Raw genomic sequence first — 22,613 nt, forward strand, 5'->3', positions numbered from 1 at the left:
TCGCGTCTCCGTTCTGTGGAGCATTCTCGGCAGATGGACGCAGTCGCACATGAGGCGCAGGTCCCGGACGGCGACCGGGAAAGACGGCATGGGACACGGAAACCCGGGACCGGTGTCCCGGACCGGTCAGGCGGAGGGTGCGTCGAAGCCCGCGCGGCGGGCCAGCACGATGGCCTGCGCACGATTCTCGACTTCGAGCTTCGCGAAGATGCTGGTGATGTGATTGCGCACGGTCTTCTCGCTCAGCGCCAGACGCGCGGCGATCTGCGCGTTGTCGCGTCCGCCCGCCAGCAACTCGACGATATCCCGCTCGCGCGGGGTCAGCGTCGCGAACGCGGGATCGTCCGCCTGCGCCGACGGCAGGAAAGCCCGCTCTTCCTCGCGCCAGCGCCGCCAGGCGGCATCGGTTTCCAGCAAGAGATGGTTCTCGCTCTCCAGCGGCACGAAGCGCGCGCCGGGAATCTGGCCGGCGAGCAGACGGCTTTCGTCGAAAGGCACGCGTGCGTCATTGCTCGCATGCAGCACGAGCGTCGGGCACTGCACGCGCGGCAGCAGGTCCACCACGTCGATCTCGTTGAACACGCGCATGATGCGCGCCGCATTGCGGGGCGTGGTCGTGAGCCGTTCGAGTTCGTTGAACCAGTGATGCTGTTCCGGCGTGCCGCCCGGGATGAATTGCGTCGTGAAGAACTGGCGGAACGCGGGATTCTGCTTGCCCCAGCCCAGTTCAGCGAGCTTCACGAGCATTTCCGCTTCCTCTTGCTGGGCCGGATCGCGGGTGCGCTTGAGCCGTCCGCGCGCATAACCGCCGTGCAGCACGAGATGCGTAACGCGCTCCGGATGCGCCACCGCGTAGGCAATCGCGATGGACGCGCCCTGCGAGATGCCCAGTAGCGGAAAGCGTTCGAGGCCGCTCGCGTCGACCACCGTTTCCAGATCGTGCAGCCACGCATTGAAGGAGATTTCGCCGACGTCGCGGTCCGAGAGGCCGCAGCCGCGCTGGTCGTAGCGGATCAGCGTATGACGGCCGCACAGTTCGACCATCAGATGGCTCCAGACCGGACTCGCGAAGTCCAGTTCCAGATGGCTGAGCCAGTTCGCGGCCTTGACGATTGGCGGACCCGAGCCGCACACCGCATAGGCGATGTGTACGCCGTCGCTCGCGGTGCAGAGACGGATGTGCTGGCGGGGCGTGGGCGGGCGCGTCACCATCGTTCGAAAATGTAAGTAGGGACTACGTACAGGCACGAACGCCGCGCTGAACGCGCGACTGTTCATGCTTGCGCGTATTGGAATGGAAAGTCAAGAACGTAAGGCAAACGCCGGCGTGCAACAGGATTCAAGACCTGCCCGCACGCGCCGGGGCATGATCCGGGCTTTATCGATGAAAGAGGACTGTTCGTGACGGAAGCCAATCATTCGGATCAGCCGGCGCGCCCGCAGCGTTGCGTGATCGTGGTCGACCAGGACCTGCCCGCGGGCAAGGCGGCCAATGCAGCGGCCGTATTGGCGCTGACGGTCGGGCAGCGTCATCCGGCGCTGGTCGGCGAAGCGCTCGTCGATGCCTCGGGTTGCGCGCATCCCGGTCTCATACCGATCGGCATCGCGGTGCTCGGGGCGGATCAGGACACGTTGTCGGCGATCCGTGACAAGGCGATCGCCGCCGCCTGCGACGTCGTCACCTTCCCGGTGCAGGGGCAGCAAACCACCGACTACGGCGCGTTTCGCGAGGCCGTCGCCGGTGTTGTTACCGGGGAGCTGCGCTATGTCGGACTCGCGCTGATCGGCGACCGCAAGCCGGTGAGCAAGGCGGTCGCGAATCTCGGTTTGCTCAAATAGATTCAGGTCCGCGTGGCGATCTTGTACGCGCCCGGCGTCACGCCGAGCATGCGACGGAAGGTGCGCGTGAGATGCGCCTGATCCGCAAAACCGGTGGCGGCGGCAATATCCGAGAGCGCGCCGCCGCGACGGATCATCTGCATCGCGCGGCGCACGCGGGCCTGGCGCTGGTATTCGTGCGGCGTCATGCCGGTTTCGCGGCTGAAGGCGCGGAACAGTCGAAACGGCGGCAGCCCCGCCGCCGCCGCGATCTCCTCCAGATGCAGTTGCTCGCCGATACGCTCGTCCAGAAAACTGCGCGCCGCCGCGACCGCACGCGGCTCGCGCGGCGTGACGGCAATGCCCGCGCCCTCCTTCAGATGCCGCCCGACGAGCCGCGCCGCGAACGCCAGATAGCGTTCGTCGCGTTGCAGCGACGGACCGTGCATCTCGGACGACCGATGCACGTCGAAGAGCGCCGCGCACAACGCCGGATCGCGGATGATCGGCCCGACGACGCCGCCCGGCCGCCCCGCCGCGCGCGCGTCGCCGGTGAGCGCGCGGAGATGCGCGACATCGACGTACAACGTGCGCTGCGTCCAGCCTGCTTCGTCCACCGGCCAGCCGGCGTGGGGTTCGTCGGCGTCGATGGCGTACAGGTCGCCGCGTTGCGCGACGAACTCCGTGCCGCGCATGCGGATGCGGATCGCACCGCCCGTCAACAGCGCAAAACACGCGGTGTCGTGGGCGTGGACGTCGTAGGAGAAGTCCGCGAAGCGCCCGCGCAACAGTTCCGCGCCGAGTTCGGGCGCGCGCCAGATTTGGGTGTCGGCCTTGGGCGTCGGCTTCATGAGGGTGTTCAGCGCTTTACGCGCAGCGGCAATGTGCCGATGAACTGATCGATTGCGGCGAACAGCGCCGGCTTGCGCACGCCGTCCTGCGCCTGAATCGACAAACCGGCAAACAGCGTCATGCACAGCGCGGCGAGCGCCGGGACATCGGTGCGGGCGTCGAGTTCGCCGGATTCGACCGCCTGCGCGAGCCGCGCCGCGACCGTGCTCGCGACCTTGCGCCGGAGCTTCTGCAACTCGGCGCGCAACTGCGCGTGTTCGGCGCCCACCGACATCGCGCCGAGAAAGATCATGCAGCCACGCGGATGCGACGTGCCGGTGAACAGCTCGGTGCTGGTGCGGAACATGGCTCGCAGGCCGTCGCGCACGGATTCGTGCGCCTGCAGATTCCGCAGCGCCGCGCCGCCCTCGGCCGCGACATAGAGTTCGACCGCCTCGCGGTACAGATCTTCCTTGCTGCCGAACGCCGCGTAGAGACTGGGGGAATTGATGCCCATGGCGTCCACGAGATCGGCCATGGAACAGGTGTCGTAACCCTTCGACCAGAACACTTCCATGGCGCGCCGGAGCGCCGTCTCGCGGTCGAAGCTGCGCGGACGGCCGCGCGTCTTGAGTTGCGTTTGATGAGCCAGTGACGACATGTCTCGCTCCGCTGTATCAACCGGATTGCCCCGCGCGTCATTCCTGCGCACAGCGCAATTCTGAATTATGTGTCGATCATAACAAAATAACTGGACGCCGTCCCGTCCGGATGGTCAAATATGTGTATCGATCGTTACATAATCAGCCCGTTCAAATTTCAGGAGTGTGTCGTCATGAAAAAATCCTTGTCCACGCTGGCCGTCGCGTTGCTGGTCGCGAGCCCGTTCGCCGCTGCACCCGCCTTTGCCGAGAACAGCGGTGCGCCCGCGCCCTATTCCGTCTTCGTCGATCAGCCGACCGGCTATACCTTCGTCAAGCTGCCTGGCGGATGGAAGTTCGTTGGAGCGGTGTCGCAGGAGGAGGCGCAGCATGTGCCGTCGAACGTGTTGACTTCGGTGCTGCCGGCCGAGTCCGCCCGCTCGATCAACACCGCTTCCGCGAAGTAAGTCTGCTCAGCGGCCCGCGTCGGGTTTAACGCGCCCTTCACGCGGCCGCAATCGACACGCTGTCCGGCACGGAAGCCCGCTCAGCGCAGATTGCATCGACAACATACTGGGCATCGCGCGCGACGCCCGAGAAGCGTCCCGATCCCCATGTATGCAGCCACGGCAGTCCGACGAAGTAAAGCCCCGGCACCGCCGTCACGCCGCGCGCGTGCGACGGATAGCCTCGGCCATTGAACACCGGCGCGTCGAGCCAGCCGAAATCCGGCGTAAAGCCGATGCACCAGACAATCGACGTAATGCCACTGGCGTCAAGATCGAGTTCCGCGCGCTCTTCGTGCGGCTGCCAGAGCGGCACATACGGCGCGGCAGGCGGCGCCTCGATGCCATGCTTCGCGATGAAGCCATCGATACTCGCGTTGATGCGGTTATAGATATCGTCCGCTTCGTCGAGGTTTTTGCGCAGATTGGTCGCGAAGCGCATCGTGCCGTCACGGAAATCCTCCAGCCGCCCGAATAGTTCCATGCCTTCGCGCGCGAACCGGCGCAAGTCGATATCGCGTCCGCCATCGCGCCCGGTGACGTAATGGTTGGTGTTGTCGCGCACGCCTTCACGCAGCGGATGATCGGTCACGGGCATGTCGTAATAGCGCATGTCGGCGAGCCAGTCCACCACGTCGCGGCCGCGATGAAAGCGCGCACAGCGTGGCGCTTCTCCCACGGCGAGATGCACCTTGCGGCCCGACAGATGCAGGTCCTCGGCGATCTGCGCCCCCGACTGCCCCGAGCCGACGACCAGCACCGCGCCGGGCGGCAAGGCGTCCGCGTGACGATATTCCGACGACTGCACCTGCGCGATGCCCGGCGGCAGGCGCTCGGCCATGCGCGGCACGATGGGCGTGTGATAGCCGCCGGAAGCCACGACCAGTTGATCGGCGGTGAAGTCGCCGCGCGTGCTTGTCACGTGATAGCGGCCCTCCGCATCGCGCGTCACGCGCGTGACCGCCGCGCCTTCCAGCACGGGCGCATTGACCTTCGCGATGAAGGCGTCGAGATAGGCGATGATCTCGCCCTTCTTCATGAAACCGTGCGGATCCGCGCCGTCATACGGATGCCCCGGCAGCGCGCACTGCCAGTTGGGCGTCACGAGACAGAACGTGTCCCAGCGCTGCGTGCGCCAGGTGTGCGTGACGCTGTGCTTTTCCAGCACGAGATGATCGATATGAGCCTGCTGCAGGAAATGGCTGACCGACAGCCCGGCCTGCCCTCCGCCGACGACGATCACGCTGACATGCTTCGGCGCAGCGCCGCTTGAATCGATGCTGGACATGGTGCATCCCCTGAACGAAAGCGTTAATCGAGCGCGAGCACGGTGACCCGTGCTTCGTGTGCATCGTGGAAACGGCGCGCATCTTCTTCGATGCGCGCAAGCTGATCGAGCGCGGCGGAGCAGGCGAAACCGTATTTCTCGCGCACCCGTTCCGAGCCGATGTGCAGGGCCTTGCGGGAACGCGCAACGAAGTCATCGACGGGATAGCGCTGGCCCGCCGTGAAGAACTCGCCGACGACGGTCGAAGGCGAATAGCAGTTCGCTTCGACGCCATCGGGCCAGCGAATCAGGAAGTGCATGACGGGCATGTCGTGGCTCCGTTGGAAGGTTGATCGGTTTCGAGCCATGCGCGATAGAGATCGAGATGCCGCGCGGCACTCGCTTGCCACGTAAAGCGCCGCAACAGCGCAGGCACGGCCTGAACGAAGTCGATGCCGCTGTCACCGTCGATCGCATCGACGAGCGCGGCGGCAATCGATGACGCGTCGCGTGGATCGGCGAAGGTGCAGGTGTGGTCGTCGAGATAGTCGGTGAAAGGCGCGATGCGCGACACCACGACCGGCCGTCCGCTTGCGAGCGCTTCGAGCACCACGAGGCCAAAGCCTTCGCGAAGCGAGATCATCGATACGGCATCAGCGAGGCGGAACAGCGCGGGCATCGCGGCGTCCGGCAGCGCGCCCGTCACGATCACCGGCGTACCGCGCGCGCCGACTTCGAGTTTTAACGCCGCCGCGCGCGCACGGAAACGCTGCGTGTAGTCATCGTGATCGAGCAGACTTGCGCCGCCCGCCAGCACGAGTTGCGCGTCCGGCCGCCGTGCGCGCAACAAGGCGAACGCTTCGAGCAGCATCGACGTGTTCTTGCGTTCCTCGATTCCGCCCACCGCGAGCACGACCGGTCCCTCGCCGATGCCAAAGCGCTCGCGCAGCGCGGGCGTGTCCGCATCGGCGCGAACGCCATAGCGCGTTGCGTCGATGCCGTTCGACACCGTGTGCGCCATCACGCCATAGGTCGAACGCATGACGCGCGTCCAGGCGTCGCTGACGCAGAACACGGCATCCGCGTCCTGCCAGGCGCGGCGTTGCCAGTGGTCGAGTTGCGGGTCGTCGAAGTGGTCGAGATGATGCACCGTGCGCACGAAGCCACGAATCGCACACTCATCTTTCAGTTCCGCGAGCGCGTTCCCGCCGATGCTGTCCTGCGCATGCAGCACGTCGAAGCTGTCCGGGCCCATGTCGACGAGCGTGCGCTTCAATGCGCGAATGCGCTGCGCGACCATGCCGGTCAGCCCGGGCGTCTCGCCGTCGATACGCGCCAGCGCGATCCGGCACGGCGACGCGCGAAACATCGACTCGCCCGGCCGTGCGGGTGCGAAAACAGTGACTTCGTGTCCGGCTTCGTGCAATGCGCGCGCCAGTTCGAGCGTATGCACGACGCCGCCACGCGGATTCACCGAATGCGTCGGCAATCCGATTCGCAGTGCGTTCAGCGCGCGCATATGAACGGTTCCTCGCGAAGATTCCAGAGCAAGGCCGCATCGTCGCCGCGCATCACGACCACCTCGCGCGACGCGTCCACCTCGCCGATCACCGCACTCGCGATATCACGCGAAGCAAAGCGTGCGAGCACATCGCCGACATGCTCCTTGCGCACCGAGAGCACAAAGCCGAAGCTCGGAAACGCCGTGAGCCAGCGCTCGAAATCGACTTCCGGGGGACAAGGCACCGCGTCGAGATCGATACGCGCACCGACGTTCGAGCATTCGAGCAGCATCAGCGCCGTGCCGAGCGCGCCCGCCATGCTGATGTCTTTCGCCGCATCGCACAGGCCGTCTTCGGCCAGCGCGGGCAACAGTTCGAAATCGCCCCGCGCGCGGCCTTCCGGCGCGCCCACCGACGCGTTCCAGAACGGATATGGCTCCTCGAAACGCCCGCGCAGATCGACGGCCATGACGAGCGCATCGCCGGGACGGGCATCGAAGCTGGTCAAGAGCCTGCGCGCACGGCCGACGATAGCCACCGCGAGCTGCGCCCCTTCGCTGCGCACGTTGCTGTGGCCGCCGACGATCGGCACGCCATATACCCGCGATGCCGCCGTCATGCCCGCCAGCACCTCGCCTGCGGCCTGCGCGCTGCCGCTCCATAGCGCATCGACGACGGCGAGCGGGCGGCCGCCCATCGCGTAGATGTCGCTGACGTTCACCATGACGCCGCTGTAGCCCGCGAACCACGGCATCGTCTGGACGAAGTCGCTCACCAGACCTTCGATTGCAAAGAGCAGGAAGCCGTCGCCCTCGGGAATCGCGGCGCAATCGTCACCGATCGCCACATCGCGCGCGCCTGTTGGCAAGTGCGCGAGCACCCGCGAGATATCGCGCTTGTGGCAAAAGCCCCGGCTTTCTCTCAGTCGCTCGACCAAACCCGCCAAAGGCTTCACGGCAGCCTCCGCGCGAGCGCAACAAAACCGCTCTGCGGCGTGAGGCACGGCGGATAGGCATCGAGCTGCGCGCGCATCAGATGATGCGCGCGGCCGAACAGCGTTTCCTCCTGCTGCGTGTCCCAGCGCAGACGCCGGAACAGCGGCACGTTCTGCTCCTGGACATGCGCGAGAAACGTCTCGCAGCCGAGCGCATGCGCGCTCGACACGGCCAGCCGGATGAGCGTCGAGCCGATCTTGCCGTGTGAACGGAATGCCGCATGCACCGCCAGCCGCGAACCGAGCCACACGCCCGGCTCGCGCTCGTGAATGCGCACCGTGCCGACGACCTGATCCGGCATGCCCCCGACACAACTCAACGCGACCAGCAACTGGGCGCGCGCGTCGATCTCGTCGCGATCATCGCCAACGAACACGCCCTGCTCGATGCAGAACACCGCGCGCCGCAACTTGTACGCTTCCTCCGCTTCCCAGGGCAGCGTCGCCCATTTGACGCGAAATTCGACCGGCGTGTAGTCGAGATCGAGTGCATCGCCTTCCATGGCTTCGACGAACATGGTCAGCCCTCGTACGATGACAACGACGAGCACGCGCCGCACTTGCCGCAGCCCGCCTTGATATCGGCGGAACGCATGCCTGTTTCGCCGAGCATGGCGCCGATGGGCGCCAGCACCGCACGCATGAACTCGGGCGCAGGCGCGGGATGATCTTCGAGCGGCGTGCCGCTGATCGGCACGAAGGGCACGACGAACGGATACACGCCGAGCCCGATCAACTCGCGCGCCATATCCACGATGGCCTCCGCGCTGTCGCCCAGTCCCGCGAGAATGTAGGTGCTCACCTGGCCCCGCCCGAACACCGCGACCGCCGCCTCGAAGGCTTCCATGTAGCGCGTCATCGGCACCGTCGCCTTGCCCGGCATGATGCGGTCGCGCACGGCCGGCGTGACAGCTTCCAGATGCATGCCGAGCGTATCGATGCCGCTCGCCTTCATGCGCTCGAACCAGCGGTCGTCGTCGGGCGGCTCGCATTGCGCCTGAATCGGCAGGTTCACGGCGGCCCTGATCGCAAACGCACTCTCGCACAACACCCGTGCGCCGCGATCGGGCGTCGGCGGCGTGCCGGTCGTCAGCACCATGTGCTTGACGCCGTCCAGCAACACCGCCGCGCGCGCCACTTCGGCGAGCTGCTCCGGCGTCTTGTGTGCAATCGTGCGGCCCGCGGCCAGCGACTGGCCGATCGCGCAGAACTTGCACGACTTGCGGCGGCTCTCGTAGCGGATGCAGGTTTGCAGCACGGTGGTGGCGAGCACGTCGGCGCTGTGCAGCGTCGCGATATGCGAGTACGGCACGCCGTCGAGCGTCTGCATCGCGTAGAAACGCGGCGCTTTCGGAAAGCTGATGCTGGCGATCGGGATGGCGTTGCGCGTCAGCGCGCTGATGCCGTGCGCGTCCGGCTGACCCGCGACGAACGGCGAATCCCATGCGCTGCTGGTATGCACGGGCACCATGATGGTCACCCCGTCCACCGTCACGGCCTTGTGGTCCGACGGCCCCGCGCCGCCGCGCCGGCTCGACACGCCCGCGTGCGGATCGACCAGCCGCAGGCCGGCCGACTGCAATTCAGTCATCAATTGCCGGCTCGATGCCGGCAGGTTCTCGCGGGCGTTCATCGTCGTGGGTGTCCTTGAAAGAGGTGACGGGCGATGCCGGGCGGTCGTTGATCGCGAGGCTCAGCAACTCCGGCCGCGCGTAGTGACCGACCGAATCCATCATGCGTTTGCGCTTCGTGATGAGCGCCATGTCGAGGTCGGCGATCACCATGCCTTCGCCCTCGCGCAGCGGCTCGGCGAGATGCTGGCCTTCCGGCGACACGATCGCGGTATTGCAGCCGCCGCGCAGCGCGCGTTGCAGGTTGGGATCGGGCGTGATGGCTTCGATCTGCGTGTCGGTCAGCCAGCCGGTCGCGTTGACGACGAAGCAGCCCGACTCCAGCGCGTGATGGCGGATCGTCACTTCGATCTGCTCCGCGAAGATCGGACCGACCAGCGAGCCGGGGAACTGGCTGCAATGGATCTCTTCGTGCTGCGTCATCAATGCGTAGCGCGCGAGCGGGTTGTAGTGCTCCCAGCACGCGAGCGCGCCCACGCGTCCCACGCCGGTGTTCACCACTTTCAGGCCCGCCGCGTCGCCCTGGCCCCAGATCATGCGTTCGTGAAAGGTCGGCGTGATCTTGCGGCGCTTGAGGCGCAGCGTGCCGTCGGTATCGAAGATGAGTTGCGTGTTGTACAGGCTGCCGTGATCGCGTTCGTTCACGCCCAGCACGACCACCATATTGCATAGCCGCGCGTGCTCGGACACGGCCTGCGTGACCGGGCCGGGCACCACCACGGCCTGCTCGTAGAGCTTCATGTGATCCGCGCCCGATGCCACCGGCGCGCGCACGAACGAGAAGTACGGGTAGTACGGCACGAAGGTCTCGGGAAAGACGATCAGCCGCACGCCCTGCGCCGCGGCTTCGTCGATGGCCGTGCACACGCGGTCGAGCGTGCCGTTCGGGCGCTCGAAGTCCGGCGTGATCTGCACGGCCGCCGCGCGCACGACGCGCGGTGTCGAAAGGGCATCGGGCATGATCGTCACACGGTCCAGGTATGGATGATCAGCGCGTTGTCCTTGCGATGGAGCAGCTGGATATCCAGCACGTCGAGCGGGTTGATCGGGCGGATACCTTCGATCAGCGATGCCTCGCCGTGTCCATACAGCGCCTGCAACGCGAAGCGGCACGCGTAGACCTTGCCGCCTTCGGCCATGAACTTCTGCAGTTGCTTGTTGAAGTTGAGATGGCCGGGGAAGGCTTCGTCGCCGAGCGTCGGAAAACCGCGTTGCAGACCGAGCGTCACGCCGGGGCCGTACAGCAGCACGGAGGTGTCGAAGCCCTTGCGTTGCAGACGCGTGGCCTGCAACAGGTTCACGAAGCCGATCGACCCTTCGAACGCGACGGTGTGAAACGTGACAAGCGCCTTCTCACCGGGCTCGGCCTTCACGTCCTCGAAGACTTTCTCTTCGTAGTCGACCAGAAAATCGCCGTTCTTGTGAAGCGGTTGATGGACTGCGGGCATGACATTCTCCGATGAGTATGAGGTTCGATGCCGGCGCGCTGTCTCACGCAGCGCGCCGACGAGCTCTCAATTGCAACGGGTATGCCAATGATTGGCCCGCGAAATGCAATCACTTTGCAATCAAGCAAAACGAACTTGCTCGACGGAACCGAAAATATTTTGCCGGAGCCTTGCTGGAGGGCCTTTCGTGAGGCAAGCCGCGAACCGCGCGCTGAAGCCGCGCGCACGATTTCAGCGCAGACGGGCGTGGGCATGGTGCGTCGTACACCGAAGGCGTGCATCGATGCGATCAATGCAATCAAGTCCAATCCGGCGATCCGATCTTTTCCCTTCGATTGTTTTGACATGCAAAGATAAAGCGAACCTGTTGCGAGGATCATCGCGGACATGAATCAGCCGGCACATCACTGGATCAGGAAACTCGAAGAGAGCAGGAAGCCTGCTTACCTGACGATCCCTGATCTGATCGAGGAAGATCTCGCGAGCGGCCGCCTGCGCCCACGCGACCGGCTTCCCGGCTTGCGCGATCTCGCCGGCCTGCTGAATCTGAACTACACGACGGTCGCGCGCGCGTATGCGGAAGCCCGCAAGCGCGGCCTGCTCGACGCCCGCGCCGGCAGCGGCACCTTCGTGCGCGGCAGGACGCAGACCTTGCCGCTGGCGGGAGGCGGGAGCGTCGAGATGTCGATGAACATGCCGCCTGAACCGCCCGCGCTCGCGGCGCGCTTGCGGGCTTCGGCGACGCGGCTGATGGAACGCGCCGATCCGTTCCAGCTGCTGCGTTATCAGGATTTCGGCGGCTTGGCCGCGGATCGCGCGGCGGGGCGCGACTGGCTGCGCCCGCGCGTGCCTGCTTGCGAAGCCGATACCGTGCTCGTGTGTCCGGGCATTCACGGGGCGTTGGTGGCGCTGGTGTCGCAACTGGCGCGGCCGGGCGAGATGATCTGTCTGGACTCGCTGGCCTATCCGGGCATCAAGGCGATCGCCTCGCAACTGGGCGTGCGTCTGCAAGCGCTGGCACGCGACGACGACGGACCGCTGCCGCACGCGTTCGAGGCGCTGTGCAGGACGGAGAAACCAGGCGGCTTCTACTGCAATCCGACCTTGCAGAATCCGAGCACGCTGACTTTGACGCGTCGGCGGCGCGAGGCACTCGCCGACGTGGCGCTGCGCTACAACGTGCCGATCATCGAGGATGAGCCCTACGGCATGTTGCCGCCCGATGCGCCGCCGACACTGGCCGAACTCGCGCCCGAACTGACCTATCACGTGACCGGGTTGTCGAAGACGCTGGGCGCGGGATTGCGCGTGGCTTACCTGAGCGCGCCCACGCCGCGCCAGACGCAGCGGATTGCAGGCGCCTTGCGCGCGACCTCGGTGATGCCGAGTCCGTTCACCGTGCTGCTCGCGACGCAGTGGGTCAATGACGGCACCGCCGCCGACGTGCTGAACGCGATCCGCGACGAAGCCGCCGCGCGGCAGGCGATTGCGTCAGCGGAACTGCACGAATTCGCCTTCGATGCCAACCCGCACGGTTTTCATCTCTGGCTGCCGGTGCCATCGGTATCCGACTGGAGCGCGCCGGAACTGGCACTGCAGTTGCGTAGCCAGGGGATCGGCGCGGTGGCGGGCGCGGCGTTCTCCACCGATGGCAATCCGCCGAACGCGTTGCGTTTGTGTCTCGGCGGCCCGCAGGACCGGGAGGATTGCAGGGAAGCGCTTCGACGTGTGGCGGACATGCTGGGCGATCCGCATCATTTGCATGTGCCGATGTTGTGAGGGGGAGTGGGGCTATTGGAGAGAGGGCAGCGCCCACTCATAGATTTCCCGGGCCAGTTCCGTTTTGGACGGCAGACTGACGACACGGAAGCCGTCGCGCTTCAGTTTCCATGCTTGTTCCTCGATGACGTCGAGAATGCCTTGGTAGTCGCGTGCGTCGAGTTGCTGCTTGTCCGGCAGCAGCAGGAAGAGCCCCATGTCCTGCAAATTTCGAATCCGCGAATACGTCGTCAGGTCGCGGCTGGATTTCAGCACGTTGAATTCGACAGTACTGGCGTTCTTGTACACAGCCGACACGACGCTTCCGCACGCGGTGCGGGTCTTCAGGTTGAAGTCGAGAAAGTGCTTCACGCCGCGGTCGTCCACAAACTCACCCGAACCGCTCTCCGTGCCAAGCACGAACTTTTCGTAGTCGAGGTGAGCGATTCGCTTCAACTCCTGGTCCACGAGTGCGCGCACGCGTGACGTCTCCAGCGAGGCGAAGTCTCGCCGGCCCGCTCTGATCTTCGGCGCCATGACAGTGACTTCCTGGAACAGACGGTCGAGGGTGGATTCGACATCGTCGCCGGAGGTATAGGCAGGCGTTGACACACGCAAGGTGGCCGAGTCGAACGTGACCGCGTTCATCGCAGTCTGGTTGCGAGCGGCGCGATGCAGCGATTCCTCGACATGCGTCATGATTTCGCGGATAGCGTGTCGCGGAAAGGCGTCCCCATAGACGCAATCGAAGCTTTTGTAGTCTTCGAGAAGCTGAAACCTCAGCGCCTTGCCTTCGGGCTGCACAATAACGCCGACGCTGAAGCATTGCGGAACGAAGACGTCCGGCTGTAGTTCGACAGTGCCCCATGTGCCTGAGAAGGATGGCTTGATGGTTGCCGTGGCCAGACGGGCCAAATGCTCGGGGTTTCCGAGGTCGTGGAAGTGGGATGAAAGGCTCATGCGATGCCTTCCAGCCTCTGTGCGAGCCAGCCTGCGGTAGCCCGGGATTTCAGATACCCCATGATGCCTTGCGCCAGCTCAGGCGCTGCGCCAGGCGAAAGCACGTTGATGACTTGCTCAGTGAAGCCTGTGCTGATGACAGAGCACGTTCATGCGTGCCTGCGGAAGCAGTCATGGCGGCATGAAATGCATTCCACTCTGCCGCGGAGAGATGCCGCTTCGCCTCATCGACGAGACTTCGGGACTTATACGAAATGCCCATGGAAAGCCACAAGAGGTCGTGAAGCAACGTCTCGTGGTCGATGGCGATGTAAGCACCGTTCGAGGTCTGGATGAGATTGCCGAAGTTGCGGTCACGGTTGTCGGTCCAGATGTTGAATGCAGCGATATTTCGAACTTCCTGGCTCTGCAGACAGCGTCTGCGCGAAAGCCAGAAGGCCCACTTGTGAACTTGCTTGACGGACTTTCCCGCAACGACCTCGCAGCACCACGCGGCACACAGGTCGAGCCCGTCGGTCCACGCGGGCAACGGCATGTCTTTCCGCAATCTATCCATGGGAACGAGCATGATCGCGCCGAAACCCGGCACCGCCACCCCCACCGATGCCGCCAGCACCCACCCTACCGCCTCGCACAAGAGCGCTGGTGTATTGGGCTTGAGAAGTTTCACGAAGCAACTGCGCAACTGCCCGGAAGCGTCGCGGATGGCAGCGAGATGCGTGGTGCCATTGGACCCGTCACAGGCGGGAATGCCGCGGAATTCACACCACGCGGAGCTATCAAAAATCGGAACTGGCATTGCGGACTACCTCAGACATCCTGAAGACTTAGGGCTTGATGCGTGGCGAACCGCCATTGGGCTTTGACAGCGCTCAATCTAGCATGCCGACAGCACTTGCCATCACCACTACGCAATACCCCGAAGGAATTCGGATTCTTCGCTCCACACTCGCTTATCACCGCCTCCCGTAAGCATCCAGCAACTGCTGCACGAGCTGGTTCGACACATAATGCGGACCATCGAACAAATAGATCCGATAACCCCGATACGCATCGATCTGCGGCTTCAGTTCCGCCGCCGTAGCCGCCCGAAATCCCCCTCCCACCTGCGGCCGGAACGCCTCCGCAATGATCCTGACGCGCGCGCGCCCCAGCTTCGCCGCCAGTTGATCCGCATACTCCCGTGCGACGCGCGGCTCACGCGCATACACCCCGCAACCGTCCTGCAGCAACACGCCGACGTCGCGCGGCAGCCATTCGTCGAGCCATGCCGCCAGCGCCACGCCGCCCACGTTCGCGCGATCGTAGACGCTGATCCACAACGGCCGGGGCAGCGCATCCAGCATCGCGCGCAGCGCACCCGCGTTCTGCCACGTCGGATCGATCTCGACGGGAAAGTAGTAACCCGTGACATGCACCGGCGGACGGGCATCCACGAGCTGCATCGATTCGTTGAACAACTGCGCCGTGTTCGCGCGCGCTGCGGCTTCGTCGAAGCGGCCCGCCAGCCCGATGATCACGTCGCGGGCCCACGGCTCGTGACCGATGCGCTCCCAGTCCGGCAGCCGCGCCGCCGCGCGCAGGCCCGTTCCCGGCAGGAACGAGAGACCGTCCACCGCCGTCCACTGCACGATGAGTTCGTGCGCGCCCAGCTTGTCCCAGTCGCCGTGCGGGTCCGAGTGCGCGTTGTCGGGTTGCCAGACCATGCCGTGCACCAGCCGTGCCGGCGCGGTATCGGCGCAAGCAACGGAAAAGGCGCAGCACGCGGCCGCCAGCACGGCGCAGCGCGCGGCCATCAGCGGATGGAAATGAAGAAACGGGAACATGGCGCGGAAAGCGGAAAGCAGTGGCGTCAGTACGAGAATACCGCACCGAAGAACACGCCCTTCGCGCGGTCGTCGCCCGCGACTCTGAAGCGGTATTGCACCGATACATCGACGAACGAGCGCGGCGCGTCATACCTGCCGCCGCGAAACGCCCAGCGCGCCGACACGCCCGCGCCGATGCCCACCGGCACGCTGTGATCGATCGTCGAGTCGTAGTCCATGCCGACCACCGCATGCGGAAACACGGTCAGGCGCGGACTGAGCGCATCCACGCGATAGCTGCGGCCGAGCCGCGCGTTGGCCGTCGCGTAGGTCGAATGGTTCGCGATGTAATGGCCCGCCTCGCCGTACACCGTGCCGGTCCACCAGCTCGGCACGTCGAGCCGGCGCGCGTCGCCGAAGCCGTTCGAGTAGGCGGCGCGCGCCAGCCAGTCCGAGCGCACGTCCGAACCGAGCGGCAGGATCTTCTCGATCGCGAAAATCGCATTGGCCGACGCGAACGGCTTCACCCGCGCGCCGAACGCCGCTTGCCACGTCGACGCTCCGGACGGCCCGCCGCCCTTCACGCCGAAGTTCTCGTAGCTGCGCGCATAGACTTCGAACATGCGGTCGCCGAGACTGCCGAACGGACGCCAGTACGCCTCCACGCCCGCCTGCCAGTTGTTCGACACGCCCAGCACCGGTGAAAACGCAACGCCTTGTTGCGCGCCATTGCCGCGATAGTTCACCGCTGCGCTGAAGCCCCAGTCGCGCGTGGCTTCAGCGTGCGCCGCGCGGGCATCGTTCAGCGCCTGTGCGGAGAGCGCCTCGTCGGCGGGACCGTCCGCGCTGCGGTCGATCGCATGCTCCAGATAGCGCGCGCCCTCGCCTGCACGATGCATCCCGAGCGCCGCGTAACCCGCATCGGCTTGCGCGGATGCAGGCAACTTGCCGTCGCGGTCCGCAAGCGCGAAGTAATGCAGCGCGAGGGCATTGTTCCCGGCGCGTTGCGCGACGAAAGCCGCCTGCACGTCGGTCAGCGTGTCGAGCAGTTGCGCGTCGATGACGCCGCGCGCCGCGTCCGACGCCTCACGCGTGCGGCCCACCGCGACGAGGTCGTCGATCAGCGCGATACGCGGCTGCGGATCGTCCGGCACGGCGGCAATCGCGGTGCGCCAGTTATCCGCCGCCGCGCCGCGCTCGCCGCGTTGCTCCGCCAGACGCGCCGCGCGGGTCGCGGCGAGCGCCGGATCGTGCGCGTAGACATCGCACGATGCGCCGAATTCATCGGCGCGACACTCGAAGGTCGGACGCGCCTGCGGATCGACTCGCGCGGTCTGCGTCAGGCCGCGTTGTGCCAGTGCCTGCGCACGATGGCGACGCAAGGCGATCGCGGCATCGGTGTCGTCTGCGGCCTTCGAGCGTGCCGAAGGCAGCGCATCGAGCGCGCTTTGCGCGTCGCCTTGGGCCAGTCTCACGTCTGCGACGATCGTCCGCGCCACGCGTGCATCGCGGTCCTGGCGTTCATCCTTCGAAGGAACAGACAAGGACAGCACCCGCGCGAAGTCCCCATCCGCGCCGCGCGCCGCGCGCGCATAGCCGCGCAGCGCCCACGCGAGGGCATCGTCCGGATTGCGTGCAATGGCGTCATCGGCTGCGGCTTCCACGCCCGCCAGATCATCGCGCGCGAACATCGTCTCGATCAGCTGCATACGGAAATCCGCGCGCCCCGGCGCGTACACCAGCGCCTGCTGCGCGTGCCGCTGCGCTTCATCGAGATCGCCCTTCTCACGCGCTACATACGCCGCCCGCGACTCGGCCGGCGCGAGCCGGTCGCCGATGAAGCGGCGCCGCGTACGCAAACCGTCGCTGTCGCCGAAGCGCGCCGTGGCATCGACGGCGGCGGCCCACGCGGCTGCATCGTCGCTACTGGCGGTGAGGGAATCGATCAGCAGAACGCGCAAGCGCTCGACCTGTGGCGCGAGCCGCACCGCCTCGCGGCTCGCGCTCGCCGCGACCACATAGTCCTTCCGGCCATACGCCCCATAGGCAGCCCGCGCGGCCTTGAGCGCCGGCGCCGGCAGATCGCCCGGCACGCCACCCATGCCGCCCGACGCGATCAGAATCTCGATCTGCCGCCGCCGCGCCGTCAACGCAGGCGTCGGCCCGAACTGCGCGACGGCGTCATCCAGCACGCGTTGCGCATCCTTCAGACGCCCGCGCGCCGCCAGCGCATTCGCCAGCAGCAGACGCAATTCGGGCACGTCGGGCCGCTGGCGAATCGCTTCGCGCGCGCCTGCAACGGCATCGGCGTAACGGTGTTGGTCATAGGCCGCGAAGGCCTCGCGCGCCACCCGATACGACGCGCCGCTCAACGGCAGCGGCAGGTTCGCATCGGCAAACACGGCGGAGGGCGCGCACACGGTCGCGGCGGCCCATGCCGCGATGCCCAGGCGGCGGGAGAAGCGCGCCGTCACGACTGGGCAGTCCGCGCGCGATGGCGGCGGCGCTGCTCGCCGATCGCGACGGTCAACGCTTCGTGCGTGATCACGCCTTCCGCCACCAGATAGTCGCCGATCCGCCCATGCCGCTCCGGCCGATACTGCTGCAACGCCGTCTCGAACGCGCCACGCGTGACGAGTCCCATCTCGATCATGATGTCGCCGAGCAGCGGCACGCCGTCGGCCACGGGTTCATCGGCGGGTTGGGGCCAGCGCTCGTCATCGACCGCTTCCGGATGGACCAGCCTTCCCACTGCGCGCAGCATCCGCAGACCCGCCGTGATCTCGCTCTCGCGCACCACCTGCAAGCTCACCGCGCGGCCCGCCGCCGTACTCAATTCCGCGAGCGCGCCGTCGTCGAGCAGGCTCGCGCAGACGAACAGCGCGTGCCCGTTCGCGTCAGTACCCTGAGGCAGCGCACGCAGCCGCACGAGCGTATCCGGCGTTGCCACCTGCGTGAGATCCATGCGCGCCAGATCGAAACGGCCGCGCGGCAAGTCCGCCTGAAACGCGAGGGCTTCCGCGAGCGTCTCTTCATCGAGCCAGCCGCGCGTGATGAGCACGCGCCCGATCGGCGCCTCGCGCGCATGCTCGGTGCGGCGCGCCTCGTCGAGCCGCTCGGGATCGATCGCCTGCCACGACACGAGCAGTTCGCCCAGTTCCTGACGCGTGTCGCGCAGGCCTTCGTTGCTCGGGAAATCGTGCATCGTCTTGTCCCACGCGAGCCTGCGCCCCGTCAGCGTATGCACGATGAACAGCCGCCACGCGCGCGACACCGCCATGAAGTTGATGACGTTGCCGATCACCATGCGCGGCACCGCGAGCACGCCGTGCTCCCAGCCATACAGGCGGGTCGTGAAGATGATGCGTTGCGTGACGCGCAGCACGAGCGCGATCGAATTCGCGATCAGCAGCGCCTGGAGCCAGCCCGAATCGATGAACGGCGACGGAAAGAAGCGCGTCGCGATGCCAAAGTAAGACGCGGCGGCGAACAGCATGAACTGCCCCGCGAGCAGATACGCGAGCATGCCGACGAAGGCCGTCACGACGCCCTTGCGATCGCGCAACAGCAGATAGCGGTTCGCCAGCGAGCCGCTCCAGCCGGTCAGCGCCCAGCCTTGCAGGCCGATGCCGAGCGTCCAGCGCGCACGCTGCCGGTAGGCGGTGCGGAAGGTATCGGGGAAGAACTCGCGCACGCACAGCGGCATGGTCATGCGGATCTCGCGTTCGGGGCCGAGGCCGAACCAGCCCTTGCGGCGCGTCGTGAATTCGACCGGAAACAGCGGAAAGATGGACTGCATGCCGAGCTTGAGGATGCGCGCGCCGATGTCGTAGTCCTCGGTGAGGCTTTCGGTATTGAACGGCTGCTGCTCCGTCTGCTCGACCAACGCGCGCATGGCGCGCCTCGAGAAGCACGTGCCCACGCCCGCCGAAGGCACCGCGCCGGCCAGACTCTCCCGCACGACGAGATCCTTGCCGTGCCATTCAGCGAACTCGTCCATGTAGGTGCCCGCGACGAGTTCGAACCAGTGCCGTTCCAGCGACGCCACCGGCAGCTGAATCATGTCCTTGCGCGGCAGGAGATAGTTGAAGAACTTCAGCTCGACGGGATGCAGCACGTCTTCGCTGTCATGCATGACGATGCCCGCGAACTCGATGCCCGCCTCGAACTCGTAATGCATGATGGCCTGGACCAGCCAGTTGAGGCAGTCGGCCTTGCAGGTCGGGCCGTCGTGCGGCACTTCCACGCGATGCAGATGCTTGTAGCGATGCCGCATGCGCTCCACTTCGGCAATCGTCGCGGCATCGTTCTGATAGGTGCCGACGAACACGGTGTATGCGCGGTAATCGAGCACGCGCACCAGATCCTCGATCATCGCGGCGATCACGTCCTGCTCGTGCCAGGCGGGCACCATGATCGCGATGGGCTGTTCATCGCGCGCATAGAGTTGTTCGACCGTGAGCGGCGCGTAACGGCGCTCCACCGTCACGCGTCGCCAAACCTTGCGCGTCCAGTACCAGACGTCGATGAAGAGATCATCCACGCTCGACAGCAGGATGATGGCCGCAACCGTCGCGGCCATGTACTCCAGTCCCTGGTAGTAATCGGCGAGCAGGATGCCGCCGTACCACCTGAGCGTCTCCAGCATCACGCGCGGTCCTCGTCCTGCGCGCGGCGCTGCCCGTTCTGGTGTTTGCGCCGCGCCCGTCCCGCCAGCACGATCAGCGCGAGCAGCAGCACTACCAGCACGGCCGGAATGCCCCAGCGCGCCCAGTGATGCGTGACCCAGTCGGTGCTGTTTGCGGTTTCGTCGGAGAGATCGTCGGGGTTCACGGTGTCGAATTGCTTGAGCACGCCGCTGCCGTCCACCACCGCGATGTTGCCGCGCGAAAGCTGGAGCTTGTCGGTCAGCACGGGCGCCGCGCCCGCCGAGCGATAGACGATGCCGCTCTGCCCGCCCGCGCTCGCCACGCTCACCACCGCGACGCGCGAGAGACCCGACAGGTCGAGCAGCGTGTCGCCGGAGGGCGAGCTCAGCGACAGACGCTGCGCCGAATACAGCGCGGGGTTCTTCTCGCCGTCGAAGCTCACGTCTGCGGCGAGGAACGGGCCGTCCGGCTGCGTGGCGGCCTGCGTGGACGCCACGGCGAACTTCGCGGTGGCCGGCGCGATGCCCGCCGCGCCGGTCAGCACGGCCAGACGGGGCACGCTGGCGAGTGCGTCGTCGAGATAGGCGCGCGGCACGTACACCGTCGCCGACGACGCATAGCGCGCCGCCATCCCCGCGAAGCTGTCTTCCGGCGTGGCCTTCGCAAGCCGCAGATGGCTCGTCGGCAAGACCGCGACCGGATACGCCTGACGCGCCTGGCAACCGGCATCCGGCTGACGGCGAAACGACACGCGCAACTCGTTGGTACGCGCGAGCGCATAGCGCGGAATCGACGCGATGAGCCGCTGGCGCGCGCCATCGACATTGATGAGGCGCGCGCCGATCATCACGTCGTTGAAGTAGACGGTGGCGGTCGCGCCGCCGTTGGAGAGTGTCGGCGACGCCGCCAGATCCAGCACCACCTGCGCCGGCAGGCGTCCGTTGCCCGAGGCGGCGGCCAGGTCGAAGCGCGCCACCCACGAAGCGTCGGTCTGCACGTCGATGCTGCGCGGATCGCCGCCGAGATCGGACAACGGAACGTTGTCGCCGCGCGCCTGCTGCTCCACGTCGATACGATGCACGATCACCCGGTCCGATACATCGATTGGCCGCCAGCCGTGCGCCAGCGCGCCGATGCCGCGCGTGTCGCCCACGACGATCAGCGCCCGGCCGCCCACGTGCGCGACGCGCACTTCGCCCGGCGCGAGCGGCGCCGTCAGTTGCGAGGCCGTGCGCGTGCGCCAGGTATCGAAGGCGGCGAGCGCGTCGGCGGATGCCGCGGTCACTTGCAGCCGCAACGCGTCGAGCGCCGCGCCGAGCGTGCGGCGCATCGTTTCATCGGCCACCACCACGTCGGGGCCGAACGCCGTGCGCGGACTCAGCGCGACCAGCGCGCCCAGTTCTGCCTGGTTCGCGAGCACATGCTGGCCGCCGCCGGCCAGCGCGGCGAACGCGGGGATCGCGCGCAGCGGCGCGGGGACATCGAGCGTGCCCAGATCGACCGTATCGCCCGGCGCCGGCAGCGCCTGCATCACGGGCCGCTTGCCGTCGCGCTGCAAGAGCGCGTCGGTGCGCCACGCGGTGTCGTAGGCGCTGCCAGACAGCTTGCGCCCCGACACCGCCAACACCGGCGCGTACGGTAACGCGCTCCATGCGGTGCGCAGGTCCTGCACGTCGGCGGGATCGAAGCGGAAGGTGAGACGCGTGGCCGGATCCACGCGCAAGACATTGCCGATCGCCGTCTGATCCGTGCAATCGTTCTGGTTGATCACCGATGCAAAGCCCAACCCCAGGCGCACGAAGCCCGCGTTGCGCGGCGCGCCGTCCACACCCAGATTCAGCGACACGCCGCCCGCGTCCTGCGTGAAGGCGCGGGCCAGCACCGGCGAGCCGTCGAGCGAGAGCAGCATGGTCACGCGGCCGCCGTCGCCGCGCACATACCCGCCATCGAACTGCAGAGCGGCGTCCTTGAGCGGCACGCCCGCGGGCACCGGCAGGAAGAATTCACGGCGCGTATCGGGCGCATTGAGCGCGACGCTTTCCAGCAGGCCGAGTTGCCGGAGCGTGACGGTGCGCGTTTCCTGTACATCGGCGGCGAGGTGCGAGAACGCGTCCGCGAGGCTCGGGTCCGCTGGCGCAGCGGCAAGCGCCAGGCGCGGCACGATGTTCGCAAACACGGCGCACGCGGCGATGAAGGTCCGTACGGCGCCTCGTTGACGCCGCTTGAAGTTGTCGTAGATCAAATTACTTGACTCGCATTTGACGCGATGCGGCGCATTGACGAAGTCAATGCGCCGCCGGCGGCCGGTAGATACCGGTTGCCGCCGAGCGTGAATTGACATCGCGAACGCCGCGATAGCGTGAGACCCGAATTCCGGCGAATGACTCAGTGCTGGGTGTTGCTCGACAGAAGCGTCGTGGAAAGCCGCAAAGCGCTTCGATCAATCCATGAGGGCACGGCGCTCCCGTCGTTCCGGGAAGGCCAACCGCAGTCGCGCGCACGGACAATCCGCAACGGCCCTGCGTGTCAACGAGATGGACGCCCGGACTGATTTCGGGCGATGACGGCTCGCCGCGCATGCCACGGAACGAATTGCCGGCTGCTCGTTCCGCGCCCTCGTGCGCGACCTTGCCTCGACAGCATCGGGCGCTAACCCGAAGCTGGAAGATTGCGTTGTTGGCTTCGTTTTCATTGTCCCGACGACGACACAATCTTTTGACAAAACGGATTGTATTCAGCCGTTTTAGAACGGCCAGACAACAAAAATGTAAAAAAGTCTAACGAGAGCTTCAGGGCGGGT

Annotated in this window: 21 protein-coding genes; 4 read left to right on the plus strand and 17 right to left on the minus strand. The window is 66.3% G+C overall.

Translation table 11 applies throughout. From position 1 onward, the window contains the following. Positions 1-126 precede the first annotated feature (126 nt). Positions 127-1,212 (minus strand): alpha/beta fold hydrolase, encoded by a 1,086-nt coding sequence (locus QCE63_RS25950; protein ID WP_309837071.1) that lies wholly within the window; start codon positions 1,210-1,212, stop codon positions 127-129. Positions 1,213-1,401: 189 nt separating this feature from the next. Between QCE63_RS25950 and QCE63_RS25955 the strand changes: the two genes are divergently transcribed. After that, positions 1,402-1,839, plus strand: coding sequence for a DUF2000 domain-containing protein (locus QCE63_RS25955; RefSeq protein WP_309837072.1), 438 nt, complete (start codon positions 1,402-1,404; stop codon positions 1,837-1,839). A gap of 2 nt (positions 1,840-1,841) precedes the next feature. Here the strand turns inward: QCE63_RS25955 and QCE63_RS25960 are convergent, their stop codons facing one another. Both QCE63_RS25960 and QCE63_RS25965 read right to left on the minus strand, forming a co-directional pair. Next, positions 1,842-2,669 carry an AraC family transcriptional regulator gene (locus QCE63_RS25960; protein ID WP_309837073.1) on the minus strand — a complete coding sequence of 276 codons (828 nt, stop codon included), beginning with the start codon at positions 2,667-2,669 and terminating at the stop codon, positions 1,842-1,844. A gap of 8 nt (positions 2,670-2,677) precedes the next feature. After that, on the minus strand, positions 2,678-3,310 hold the full coding sequence (locus tag QCE63_RS25965) for a TetR/AcrR family transcriptional regulator (protein ID WP_309837074.1): 633 nt from the start codon (positions 3,308-3,310) through the stop codon (positions 2,678-2,680). 174 nt (positions 3,311-3,484) lie between these two features. Here QCE63_RS25965 and QCE63_RS25970 point away from each other — a divergent pair, with 174 nt between their 5' ends. Continuing rightward, entirely contained in the window at positions 3,485-3,757 is a 273-nt protein-coding gene (locus QCE63_RS25970; RefSeq protein ID WP_309837076.1) for a hypothetical protein, read from the plus strand. Positions 3,758-3,794: 37 nt separating this feature from the next. Here QCE63_RS25970 and QCE63_RS25975 read toward each other — a convergent pair whose 3' ends face one another. The 8 genes from QCE63_RS25975 to QCE63_RS26010 are packed head-to-tail and all read right to left on the minus strand — an operon-like array spanning position 3,795 to position 10,638. Continuing rightward, positions 3,795-5,084, minus strand: coding sequence for an MSMEG_0569 family flavin-dependent oxidoreductase (locus QCE63_RS25975; RefSeq protein ID WP_309837078.1), 1,290 nt, complete (start codon positions 5,082-5,084; stop codon positions 3,795-3,797). 23 nt (positions 5,085-5,107) lie between these two features. Continuing rightward, a complete protein-coding gene (locus QCE63_RS25980; RefSeq protein ID WP_309837080.1) occupies positions 5,108-5,392 on the minus strand; it encodes an MSMEG_0570 family nitrogen starvation response protein in 285 nt (94 codons plus the stop codon). Next, positions 5,371-6,582 (minus strand): MSMEG_0565 family glycosyltransferase, encoded by a 1,212-nt coding sequence (locus QCE63_RS25985; RefSeq protein ID WP_309837081.1) that lies wholly within the window; start codon positions 6,580-6,582, stop codon positions 5,371-5,373. The genes QCE63_RS25980 and QCE63_RS25985 overlap by 22 nt, the downstream gene beginning before the upstream one ends. Then, positions 6,570-7,520: a sll0787 family AIR synthase-like protein gene (locus tag QCE63_RS25990; protein ID WP_309837083.1), complete on the minus strand. Its 951-nt coding sequence runs from the start codon at positions 7,518-7,520 to the stop codon at positions 6,570-6,572. The genes QCE63_RS25985 and QCE63_RS25990 overlap by 13 nt, the downstream gene beginning before the upstream one ends. Beyond that, on the minus strand, positions 7,517-8,077 hold the full coding sequence (locus QCE63_RS25995; RefSeq protein WP_309837084.1) for an MSMEG_0567/Sll0786 family nitrogen starvation N-acetyltransferase: 561 nt from the start codon (positions 8,075-8,077) through the stop codon (positions 7,517-7,519). Before QCE63_RS25995 ends, QCE63_RS25990 begins: the two co-directional genes overlap by 4 nt. A gap of 2 nt (positions 8,078-8,079) precedes the next feature. After that, complete coding sequence (locus QCE63_RS26000; protein WP_309837348.1) at positions 8,080-9,150, minus strand: MSMEG_0568 family radical SAM protein; 1,071 nt, start codon at positions 9,148-9,150, stop codon at positions 8,080-8,082. Next, the gene (locus QCE63_RS26005) at positions 9,143-10,150 is read right to left on the minus strand and encodes a Nit6803 family nitrilase (RefSeq protein ID WP_309837085.1); all 1,008 of its coding nucleotides are present in this window, start codon (positions 10,148-10,150) and stop codon (positions 9,143-9,145) included. Before QCE63_RS26005 ends, QCE63_RS26000 begins: the two co-directional genes overlap by 8 nt. Before the next feature lie 5 nt (positions 10,151-10,155). Then, entirely contained in the window at positions 10,156-10,638 is a 483-nt protein-coding gene (locus tag QCE63_RS26010) for an MSMEG_0572/Sll0783 family nitrogen starvation response protein (protein ID WP_309837086.1), read from the minus strand. A 27-nt stretch (positions 10,639-10,665) separates the two neighbouring features. On the opposite strand from QCE63_RS26010, the gene QCE63_RS26015 reads away from it, so the two are divergent. Both QCE63_RS26015 and QCE63_RS26020 read left to right on the plus strand, forming a co-directional pair. Then, on the plus strand, positions 10,666-10,995 hold the full coding sequence (locus tag QCE63_RS26015; RefSeq protein ID WP_309837087.1) for a hypothetical protein: 330 nt from the start codon (positions 10,666-10,668) through the stop codon (positions 10,993-10,995). Between the two features lie 30 nt (positions 10,996-11,025). Next, positions 11,026-12,417, plus strand: a complete 1,392-nt coding sequence (locus QCE63_RS26020) for a PLP-dependent aminotransferase family protein (protein ID WP_309837088.1) — start codon at positions 11,026-11,028, stop codon at positions 12,415-12,417. Between the two features lie 12 nt (positions 12,418-12,429). Here QCE63_RS26020 and QCE63_RS26025 read toward each other — a convergent pair whose 3' ends face one another. The 6 genes from QCE63_RS26025 to QCE63_RS26050 all read right to left on the minus strand — a co-directional run bounded on the left by QCE63_RS26025 (position 12,430) and on the right by QCE63_RS26050 (position 21,989). Beyond that, a complete protein-coding gene (locus QCE63_RS26025) occupies positions 12,430-13,356 on the minus strand; it encodes a hypothetical protein (protein WP_309837089.1) in 927 nt (308 codons plus the stop codon). 49 nt (positions 13,357-13,405) lie between these two features. Continuing rightward, on the minus strand, positions 13,406-14,155 hold the full coding sequence (locus tag QCE63_RS26030; RefSeq protein WP_309837091.1) for a hypothetical protein: 750 nt from the start codon (positions 14,153-14,155) through the stop codon (positions 13,406-13,408). A 157-nt stretch (positions 14,156-14,312) separates the two neighbouring features. Then, positions 14,313-15,182, minus strand: coding sequence for a hypothetical protein (locus QCE63_RS26035; RefSeq protein ID WP_404990178.1), 870 nt, complete (start codon positions 15,180-15,182; stop codon positions 14,313-14,315). A 26-nt stretch (positions 15,183-15,208) separates the two neighbouring features. Then, the gene (locus QCE63_RS26040; protein WP_309837092.1) at positions 15,209-17,638 is read right to left on the minus strand and encodes an NfrA family protein; all 2,430 of its coding nucleotides are present in this window, start codon (positions 17,636-17,638) and stop codon (positions 15,209-15,211) included. Further along, positions 17,635-19,815 (minus strand): glycosyl transferase family protein, encoded by a 2,181-nt coding sequence (locus QCE63_RS26045; RefSeq protein WP_309837093.1) that lies wholly within the window; start codon positions 19,813-19,815, stop codon positions 17,635-17,637. Before QCE63_RS26045 ends, QCE63_RS26040 begins: the two co-directional genes overlap by 4 nt. Next, entirely contained in the window at positions 19,812-21,989 is a 2,178-nt protein-coding gene (locus QCE63_RS26050; protein ID WP_309837094.1) for a cellulose biosynthesis cyclic di-GMP-binding regulatory protein BcsB, read from the minus strand. Before QCE63_RS26050 ends, QCE63_RS26045 begins: the two co-directional genes overlap by 4 nt. Positions 21,990-22,613 lie beyond the last annotated feature (624 nt).

The sequence above is a fragment of the Caballeronia sp. LZ065 genome, from assembly GCF_031450975.1.
In the GTDB taxonomy this organism is placed as follows: Bacteria; Pseudomonadota; Gammaproteobacteria; order Burkholderiales; family Burkholderiaceae; genus Caballeronia.